The sequence below is a fragment of the Streptomyces mangrovisoli genome (assembly GCF_000974985.2).
Classification (GTDB): Bacteria; Actinomycetota; Actinomycetes; order Streptomycetales; family Streptomycetaceae; genus Streptomyces; species Streptomyces mangrovisoli.
Genome location: NZ_LAVA02000181.1, coordinates 1 through 8,893 on the forward strand (window position 1 = coordinate 1; position 8,893 = coordinate 8,893).

The 8,893-nt window shown below is 72.6% G+C and carries 7 protein-coding genes; 4 read left to right on the plus strand and 3 right to left on the minus strand.

Features of this window, described 5'->3' with window-relative positions:
• Positions 1-46: 46 nt before the first annotated feature.
• Positions 47-1,498 (minus strand): PucR family transcriptional regulator, encoded by a 1,452-nt coding sequence (locus WN71_RS39210; protein WP_046591133.1) that lies wholly within the window; start codon positions 1,496-1,498, stop codon positions 47-49.
• A 103-nt stretch (positions 1,499-1,601) separates the two neighbouring features.
• Between WN71_RS39210 and WN71_RS39215 the strand changes: the two genes are divergently transcribed.
• The 3 genes from WN71_RS39215 (at position 1,602) to WN71_RS39225 (ending at position 5,155) form a co-directional block, all read left to right on the plus strand.
• Entirely contained in the window at positions 1,602-3,137 is a 1,536-nt protein-coding gene (locus WN71_RS39215; protein ID WP_046591132.1) for a purine-cytosine permease family protein, read from the plus strand.
• A 136-nt stretch (positions 3,138-3,273) separates the two neighbouring features.
• Positions 3,274-3,690, plus strand: coding sequence for a nuclear transport factor 2 family protein (locus tag WN71_RS39220; RefSeq protein WP_046591131.1), 417 nt, complete (start codon positions 3,274-3,276; stop codon positions 3,688-3,690).
• 16 nt (positions 3,691-3,706) lie between these two features.
• A complete protein-coding gene (locus WN71_RS39225; protein WP_046591130.1) occupies positions 3,707-5,155 on the plus strand; it encodes a gamma-aminobutyraldehyde dehydrogenase in 1,449 nt (482 codons plus the stop codon).
• Between the two features lie 141 nt (positions 5,156-5,296).
• Here WN71_RS39225 and WN71_RS39230 read toward each other — a convergent pair whose 3' ends face one another.
• The gene (locus tag WN71_RS39230) at positions 5,297-6,457 is read right to left on the minus strand and encodes a magnesium and cobalt transport protein CorA (protein ID WP_052743162.1); all 1,161 of its coding nucleotides are present in this window, start codon (positions 6,455-6,457) and stop codon (positions 5,297-5,299) included.
• Between the two features lie 144 nt (positions 6,458-6,601).
• On the opposite strand from WN71_RS39230, the gene WN71_RS39235 reads away from it, so the two are divergent.
• Positions 6,602-7,849: a winged helix DNA-binding domain-containing protein gene (locus WN71_RS39235; RefSeq protein ID WP_079178449.1), complete on the plus strand. Its 1,248-nt coding sequence runs from the start codon at positions 6,602-6,604 to the stop codon at positions 7,847-7,849.
• 192 nt (positions 7,850-8,041) lie between these two features.
• On the opposite strand, the gene WN71_RS39240 is transcribed toward WN71_RS39235, so the two are convergent.
• Entirely contained in the window at positions 8,042-8,833 is a 792-nt protein-coding gene (locus tag WN71_RS39240) for a S1 family peptidase (protein WP_046591128.1), read from the minus strand.
• Between the last annotated feature and the right edge of the window lie 60 nt (positions 8,834-8,893).

Below are 8,893 nucleotides of genomic sequence, written 5' to 3' on the forward strand. Positions count from 1 at the left end.
CCCCCGACCCCAACATCGCCTCCTGACCCCCGCCTCCCGGCAGCCGTCAGTCCGTGAGGCCCAGCGCCCCCGCCGCCTGGATCGCCAGCCAGACCTCGGCCAGTGCGCCCGTCGACGTCAGGTCGCGCCGGGCGAGCGTGCCGAAGCGGCGCAGCCGGTAGGCGAGCGTGTTCGGATGGATGTGCAGCGCCGCCGCGGCCGTCTCCGTGCGGCGGTCGCGCTCCAGCCAGGTGCGGGTGGACACCAGCAGGTGCGAGTCGTGCGAGGCGTCGTAGCGCAGCACGTCACCGAGCACGTGCTCGACCAGGGCGGTGAGTACGGCCGGGTCGTCGGGCAGCCACCGGCCCGTCGCGTCGTCGCCGTAGCGGACGACCGGGCGGCCCGACTCGACGGCCTTGGAGACCGCCCAGAGCGCCTCCCGCTGGGCGACCCTCAGCGCGGCGCCCGGCAGGAACGGGCGGCTCATCCCCGCCGCCACGCCCGGCAGGCCGCCGACGGCCTCCGCCAGCTCCGGCGCGCCCAGCACATAGCGGTCCTCGCCGCGGGTGAGCAGCAGATGGGGCTGCTCCTCCAGACAGTGCAGGAGCGCCTCGTCGGTGGTCCGGCGCACCACGAGGAGCACGGTGTCCCCCTCGATCGCGTGCCGGGCCAGCCGGCGCCGGGCCGCCTCCGGGTCGAGCACCTCCTGGAGGAGCTCGGCGAGCGTCTCCGCGCCCTCGCGGCGCAGCGTCTCGCGCTCGTTGCGCACCGTCGCCAGCCGCAGCGCCGCCACGGTGGCGATGTGCTGGGCGACGGCGAGCCCCGCGGGCTGGGCGCCCTGGCGCTCGTACGCGACGAGGAAACCCGCCGGGCCGCCGGGCGCGGGCACCGGCAGGACGAATCCGCCGGGGATCGTCGGCGGGGCGTCGACGGAGTCGGGCAGCACGGCGGGATCGGGCGTGGGGACGCCGGGCAGCAGCGGGCGGCCCTGCGGGGTGCACAGGAGGACGTCGTACCCCGAGAGGTCCTCCAGACGGCGCAGCAGGGTCGGTGTGTCGAGGTCCTCGGCGACCAGCCAGCGCAGCGCGCCGAAGACCTGGAGCTGGGCGCCCAGCCGGTGCCGGGCGTCCTCCTGCACCGAGGCCGCGATCTCCTGCGCGACGGCCATGAAGGGGACGGCCAGCGGCACCTCCAGGACCGGGAAGCCCCGCTTCTCCGCCGCCTCGAAGAAGGCGTCGTGCAGCGGGGGCGTGTGCAGCTGCGCGGAGAGCGCGAGGGCGGACACCCCGGCGTCGTCCAGCCGCTCCAGATAGGCGCGCTGCCCGGCCGCCGACCGGGGCACGGCCAGGCCCGCGGTCATGATCAGCTCGGCGCCCAGCAGCCAGGGCGTGGGATCGGTGAGCTCGCTGGCGTGCGCCCAGGACACGGAGCGGCCGAGCCCTGCGCCGCCCGCCTTCACGGATAGCTGGAGTGCGGGGAAGGAGAGCAGGTCCCCGACGGTGAGTTTGTTGCCGGCCACACAAAAAAGCCTACAGCTCTGTGATGGACACAATTGTGGCTGGTCAGCCGTGGACCGGACACTGAGAGAGCCCCCCTCTGAACGAAAGGAAGGTGAATTCTCCGTGACGAACTCGATCACCGAAATCGAGACCTACGGTGTCGAGCGGATCCCGGACGAGGACCGCACGGCCCGGCCGATCGACCTGTTCCGGCTCGCCTTCGGCGGCGCCAACACGTTCGCGACCTGTGTCCTCGGCGCCTTCCCGATCCTCTTCGGCCTCTCGTTCTGGCAGGGGGTCGCGGCGACCCTCCTCGGCCTGGTCGCGGGCGCGCTGCTGCTCGCCCCGATGGCCCTGTTCGGCCCCGCGAACGGCACGAACAACGCCGTCTCCTCCTCCGCGCACCTCGGGGTGCACGGCCGGGTCGTCGGCTCGTTCCTCTCGCTGCTCACCGCCATCGCGTTCTTCTCGATCTCGGTGTGGTCCTCCGGCGACGCCCTGGTCGGCGGCGCGCACCGGCTCGCCCACGTGCCCGAGTCGAACGTGTCGTACGGCATCGCGTACGGCATCTTCGCCGTGCTCGTCCTCGCCGTGTGCATCTACGGCTTCCGCTTCATGCTGCTGGTCAACAAGATCGCGGTGCTGGCGGCCTCGGCCCTGTTCGTGCTCGGCGCCTTCGCCTTCGCGGGTGACTTCGACGCCGGGTACGGGGGCACCTTCGCCTCCACGCACGACCCGCTGTTCTGGCCGTCCTTCATCGGCGCCGCGCTGATCGTGCTGTCGAACCCGGTCTCCTTCGGCGCGTTTCTCGGCGACTGGTCCCGCTACATCCCGGCCGGCGCCCCGCGCAGCCGGGTGATGGGCGCCGCGTTCCTCGCCCAGATCGCCACCCTGCTGCCGTTCCTCTTCGGCCTGGGCACCGCCTCGATCATCGCGGCGAAGGCGTCGAAGTACGTCGACCCGGCGGCCCCCAACTACGTCGGCGGACTGCTCGCGATCTCGCCCGGCTGGTACTTCCTGCCGCTCTGCCTGATCGCCCTGATCGGCGGCCTGTCCACCGGCACGACGGCGCTGTACGGCACCGGTCTCGACTTCTCCAGCGTCTTCCCGCGCTTCACCCGCGTCCAGGCCACCTTCTTTATCGGCGCCCTGTCCATCGGGTTCATCTTCCTCGGCCGGTTCGCGCTGAACCTCACGCAGTCGATCTCCACCTTCGCCACGCTGATCATCACCTGCACGGCGCCGTGGATGATCGTCATGGCGCTCGGCTACGTCACCCGGCGCGGCTGGTACGACTCGGACGCGCTCCAGGTCTTCAACCGCCGCCAGCGCGGTGGCCGCTACTGGTTCGCGCACGGCTGGAACTGGCGCGGCATGGGCACCTGGCTCGTCTCCGCCGTCGTGGCCCTGCTCTTCACCAACCTGCCCGGCCAGTTCGTCGGCCCGCTGGGCAACCTCGCGAACGGCGCGGACATCTCGCTGCCGGTCGGCCTCGGCCTCGCCGTCGTGCTCTACCTGGCGCTGCTCGCCGTCTTCCCGGAGCCGCGCGAGGTGTACGGCCCGGCCGGTCCGCGCTTGGTCCGGTCGTCGGACGCCCCGGTGCCGCCGATCACCGGGGGCCCGGAGGAGACCGCCCCCGAGCCGGCCGTGGCGCACTGACCCCGGGGACACGCCCCCGCCCCACGGCCCGGGCCCGCCGCAGGCAGGCCCGGGCCGTCGGGCATCCCCCGTGAACCCGACGCGCGCCGTCACCCCGTACCCCCGTACCCCCGTCACCCGTGGCAAGGAGCCGTGCATGAGCACCCCCACCCCCGCCTCCACCGTCGTCCAGGAGGTCGAGGCCGCCGCGGCCGCGCTCGTGGCCGCCTTCGCCGAGGGCCGCCTCGACGACTACTTCGGCGCCTTCGCCCCCGACGCGACCTTCGTCTTCCACACCACCCCGCAGCGGATCGCGTCCACGGCCGAGTACCGCGCGCTGTGGCAGCGCTGGGTCGACGAGGACGGCTTCCGCGTCGTCCGCTGCGCGTCGTCCGCGCGGCTGATCCAGGACCTCGGCGACACCGCGGTCTTCACCCACGACGTGGAGACCACGGTCGCCACCCACGCGGGCGAGGAGACGGTCCACGAGCGGGAGACCATCGTCTTCGCCCGCACCGGCGACGGCGGCTGGACGGCCGTCCACGAGCACCTGTCCGCCTGCCCCGCCGCCTGACCAGGAGAGACCTTCCATGAGCACGACGTTCCGCAACTACATCGACGGCGCCTTCGCGGACGCGGCCGACGGCCGCACGCTCGATGTGGTGGACCCCACCACCGGTGACGTCTACGCCACCTCCCCGCTCTCCGGGCCGGCCGACGTCGACGCGGCGATGGCGGCCGCGGCCGCCGCGTTCCCCGTCTGGCGCGACACCACCCCGGCGGTGCGCCAGAAGGTCCTGCTGAAGATCGCCGACGCGATGGAGGCACGGGCCGGCGAGCTGGTCGCCGCGGAGAGCCGCGACACCGGCAAGCCGCTGCACCTCACCCGTGACGAGGAGCTCGCCCCCGCCGTCGACCAGGTCCGCTTCTTCGCGGGCGCGGCGCGGATGCTGGAGGGCCGCTCGGCGGGCGAGTACATGGAGGGGATGACCTCGATCATCCGCCGTGAGCCGGTCGGCGTGTGCGCGCAGGTCGCGCCCTGGAACTACCCCCTGCTGATGGCGGTGTGGAAGTTCGCCCCGGCGATCGCCGCGGGCAACGCGGTGGTCCTCAAGCCCTCGGACACCACCCCGGCCTCCACGGTGCTGCTGGCCGAGATCATCGGCGGTGTCCTCGCGGAGCTCGACCTGCCCCGCGGGATCTTCAACGTGGTCTGCGGCGACCGCGACACCGGCCGGCTGATGGTCGAGCACCCCACCCCGGCGATGGCGTCCATCACCGGTTCCGTGCGGGCGGGCATGGCGGTCGCGGAGTCGGCCTCCAAGGACCTGAAGCGGGTCCACCTGGAGCTGGGCGGCAAGGCGCCCGTCGTGGTCTTCGAGGACCTCGACAGCGCGGCCATCGCCAAGGCCGTCGAGGACATCGCGGTGGCGGGCTTCTTCAACGCCGGCCAGGACTGCACCGCCGCGACCCGCGTGCTGGTCCACGAGTCCGTCCACGACGAGTTCGTCTCCGCGCTGGCCAAGGCCGCCGCCGGGACGAAGACCGGGCAGCCGGACGACGAGGACGTGCTCTACGGCCCCCTCAACAACGCCAACCAGCTCGCGCAGGTCTCCGGGTTCATCGAGCGCCTCCCCGCCCACGCCACCGTCGAGGCGGGCGGCCACCGGGTCGGCGACAAGGGCTACTTCTGGGCCCCGACCGTCGTCTCCGGCCTGCGGCAGGACGACGAGATCGTCCAGAACGAGGTGTTCGGCCCGGTCATCACGGTCCAGTCCTTCACGGACGAGGACCAGGCCGTCGCGTACGCCAACGGCGTCGAGTACGCCCTCGCGTCCTCGGTGTGGACCAAGGACCACGCGCGGGCGATGCGCATGTCGAAGCGGCTCGACTTCGGCTGTGTGTGGATCAACACCCACATGGCGCTGGTCGCCGAGATGCCGCACGGCGGGTACAAGAAGTCCGGCTACGGCAAGGACCTCTCCGCGTACGGCTTCGAGGACTACACCCGGATCAAGCACGTGATGACGTCGCTCTGACCGTGATGACGTCGCTCTGACCGTGACGACGTCGCCCCGACCGTGACGACGTCGCCCCGACCGTGACGACGTCGCTCCGACCCGGAGCCGCGGCACCGACCGGGCTCCGAGCCGGGCCGCCCGACCGCGGGCCGGTCCGGCTCAGAGCCAGTCGCGCTTCTTGAAGACCAGATACAGCGTGACGCAGACGATCGCCATCAGCCCGATCGCGAAGGGATAGCCGAACCGCCAGCTCAGCTCCGGCATGTGCTGGAAGTTCATCCCGTAGATCGTGCCGACGAGAGTGGGCGCGAAGAGGATCGCCGCCCAGCTGGAGATCTTCTTGACCTCCTCGTTCTGCTCGAACCCGGCTTCCGCCAGGGCCCGCATCTCCGTGTTCTGCTGCTGGCTCACCAGCGTGGCGTTCACCGTGAGGATGTCGCTCAGGGCCTGGCGGAAGCCGTCCACGCGCTCGCTGATGTGGGTGACGTGGTCGGCGACGTCCCGCAGATAGCGCTGGAGCTCGTCGTCGGTGCCGTACTTGGAGAACCCGGCGATCAGGCCGTGCAACATGCCGACCAGGGGGCGGGTGGCGCGCTGGAACTCGACCATCTCGCGGGAGAGTTCGTAGATGCGCCGGGAGACGTCGGGGTCGCCGCGGAACACCTCGGTCTCGATCTCGTCGACGTCGTTCTGCACACCGGCGACGACCGGCGCGTACCCGTCGACCACCGCGTCGAGGATGGCGTAGAGCACCGCCTCCGGGCCCAGCTTCAGCAGGTCCGGGGTGGCCTCCATGCGGCTGCGCACCCCGGACAGGCCGGGGGCGGCGCCGTGCCGGACGGTGATCACGAAGTCCGGGCCCACGAACACGTGCAGCTCGCCGAAGTCGACCTCCTCCACGGCGTCGAGATAGCGGGCGGCGCGCAGCACGACGAACAGCGTGTCGCCGTACCGCTCCAGCTTGGGCCGCTGGTGGGCCTCCATCGCGTCCTCGACCGCCAGCGGGTGCAGGTCGAACTCCGCGGCCAGGGAGAGCAGTTCGCTCTCGGTGGGGCGGGCGAGCCCGATCCACGCCATGCCGGAGGGCTGCTCGCGCAGTTCGCGGTAGGTCTCGGCGAGGCCGGTGGGGGTCGAGACGCGGATGCCGTCCCGGTAGAGGGCCGAGTTGACGACGCTGTGCAGCTCGACGGGCTCCGCCGCGGCGGGACCGGCCGGGCCGGGGTGCGGCGCCGGGTGCGGGGGAGCGGGCGGCTGCGCTCCACGGCGCCAGACGGACTTCTTGCCGTGCTTCGAAACGGGTCGGGCTCGTCGCTCGGACATCGCGGCCGCCTCTCGGTCGAGCCTCCGTCTGCGTGATCACCCGCAGGATATACGGCCAAAACGGAATCCCGGGCCGGGCCGGACGCGGGATTCGGTGCGAGACGCGGACCGGGAATGTCGGTGCGCCGGACTAGCGTGCGTGCCATGACGACGCAGCAGCCCGGCACCCCGAGGAAGTCCGCCGCTCCGAGCAAGCCCGCCGCCTCGGGGAAGTCCGCGGCTCCGAGCGAGCCCGCCGCCTCGGGGAAGCCCGCCGGGCCGAGCAAGCCCGCCCCCGGAAAGGCCTCCGCCCCCGGAAAGGCCTCCGCCCCCGTCCTCGGGACCCGCGCCCTCAACCGCGCCACCCTGGAGCGGCAGATGCTGCTGCGCCGCTCGTCGCGGACGGTTCCGCAGGCCGTCACCCATCTCCTCGGGCTCCAGGCGCAGAACGTGAAGCCGCCGTACTACGCTCTCGCCGCCCGGCTCGACGGATTCGCCCCGGAGCATCTGTCCCGGCTGATGGCCGACCGCGCGGTGGCCCGCATGGTCACCCTGCGCTCCACCCTGCACACCCACACCGCCGACGACTGCCTCACCCTGCGGCCCCTGGTGCAGCCCGCCCGGCAGCGCGAGCTGTCGATCTTCCGCAAGGGGCTCGTGGGCGTCGACCTCGACCGGCTCGCCGCGATCGCCCGCGAGCTGGTCGAGGCCGCGCCGCGCACCATGCCCCAGCTGCGCGAGGCGTTGCTCGCCGAGTGGCCGGACGCCGACCCGCAGGCCCTGGGCATCGCCGCCCGCTGCACGCTCCCGCTGGTCCAGGTCACCCCGCGCGGGCTGTGGGGCCACAGCGGCCAGGTCGCCCTGACCACCGCCGAGCGATGGCTGGGCCGCCCCGCCGAGCCCGCCCCGCCGATGGACGACGTGGTCCTGCGCTATCTCGCCGCCTTCGGGCCGGCCTCGGTGAAGGACATGCAGACCTGGGCCGGGCTGACCCGGCTGCGCGAGGTCTTCGAGCGGCTGCGCCCCGGCCTCGCCACCTTCCGGGACGAGAACGGCACCGAGCTGTTCGACCTGCCCGACGCGCCCCGCCCGGACGCCGCCGTCCCGGCCCCGCCCCGCTTCCTGCCCGAGTTCGACAACCTGCTGCTCTCCCACGCCGACCGCACCCGGGTCGTACCGCCGGAGCACTGGGGCCGCAGCTGGCAGGGGAGCATGATCCACCCCGCCCTGCTCGTCGACGGGTTCCTCGCGGGCCTGTGGAAGCTGACCGGGGACGCCCTCGTCATCGAGCCGTTCGGGACCCTGACCGGCGGTGCGCGGGCCGAGGTGGCCGAGGAGGGGGAGCGGATGCTCGCCGTGATGCACCCGGGGACGTCGTACGACATCCGGTTCGGGACGGTCCGCACCGGCTGACGGCCCCGGGACGGGTCCCCACCCCACCGCCGCGCCTGCGGGCGAGGGCATACGGGTGGGCCGCCGAACGGCTGCCCGGAGGGCATGGATAGGGGGGCGCTGCGGGCTGCTCGTGGAAGCTCGCAACGCCCCCCTGGTATTCACCTGAGGGATGCTCAGGAGACTTTCCGGGTCAGGGCTGGACGCGCGCGGTCACGACTGGACCTGCGCGGTCACCAGGTCCGAGAACGTGGCCAGCCGGGTGTAGACACCCGGGTAGCCCGCCTCGGCACAGCCCTCTCCCCAGGAAGTGATCCCTGCCAGGACGCCCCCGACAAGCAGGGGACCGCCGCTGTCGCCCTGGCAGGTGTCAACGCCGCCGGATGTGTATCCGGCGCAAACCATGTCGCTCGCGACGTAGTCGGAGCCGTAGGCGCTGCGGCAGCTCGTGTCGGAGACGACCGGTACGGTCGCCGTCCGCAGCTGGTTGGAGGAGCTGCCGTTCTCGCTGGTGGTGCCCCAGCCGAGGATGCGGGCCGTGGTGCCGGCCGCGTACACGCCCGTCTGGGAGGAGGAGACGTACGACGCCGGGGTGTACGGCATCGACGTCGACAGGGTCAGCACGGCCACGTCGTCGCCGTTGGTGGCGTCGGTGTAGTCGGGGTCGACCCAGATCTTGCTGACCTTGCTCACCGTGCCGTCGGTGCCGTTGAGATAGGTGCGGCCGCCGACCACCCGGATGCGGCTCGCCGTCTCGCCGGCCATGCAGTGCGCGGCCGTGACGACCTTCTTGGCCGCGACGAGGGTGCCGCCGCAGAACTGGTTACCGGACGAATCGGTGATCTGCATCATGAACGGGTACGCCGTCGTGGTCGTCGTCGTGCCGCCGACGACGGGCTGCGGGACGGCTTCGGCGGTGGGGGCGCCGAGCAGTGCGGTGGCCGCCGCGGCGGCGGTCGCCGCCATGACGGCGGCGACGGGTCTTGCGCGGTGGAGCTCGAACATGAGTCTCCTCGGTGGGGGTTGCCGGTGGGGGGACGCGCGGGTGGGGGGTCTGCACGGGGG

Bases quoted from the DNA above. Each gene is read 5' to 3' on its own strand.
- WN71_RS39230 (WP_052743162.1), bottom strand. From the start codon at position 6,457: ATGTCCGAGCGACGAGCCCGACCCGTTTCGAAGCACGGCAAGAAGTCC.
- WN71_RS39235 (WP_079178449.1), top strand. From the start codon at position 6,602: ATGACGACGCAGCAGCCCGGCACCCCGAGGAAGTCCGCCGCTCCGAGC.
- WN71_RS39225 (WP_046591130.1), top strand. From the start codon at position 3,707: ATGAGCACGACGTTCCGCAACTACATCGACGGCGCCTTCGCGGACGCG.
- WN71_RS39240 (WP_046591128.1), bottom strand. From the start codon at position 8,833: ATGTTCGAGCTCCACCGCGCAAGACCCGTCGCCGCCGTCATGGCGGCG.
- WN71_RS39220 (WP_046591131.1), top strand. From the start codon at position 3,274: ATGAGCACCCCCACCCCCGCCTCCACCGTCGTCCAGGAGGTCGAGGCC.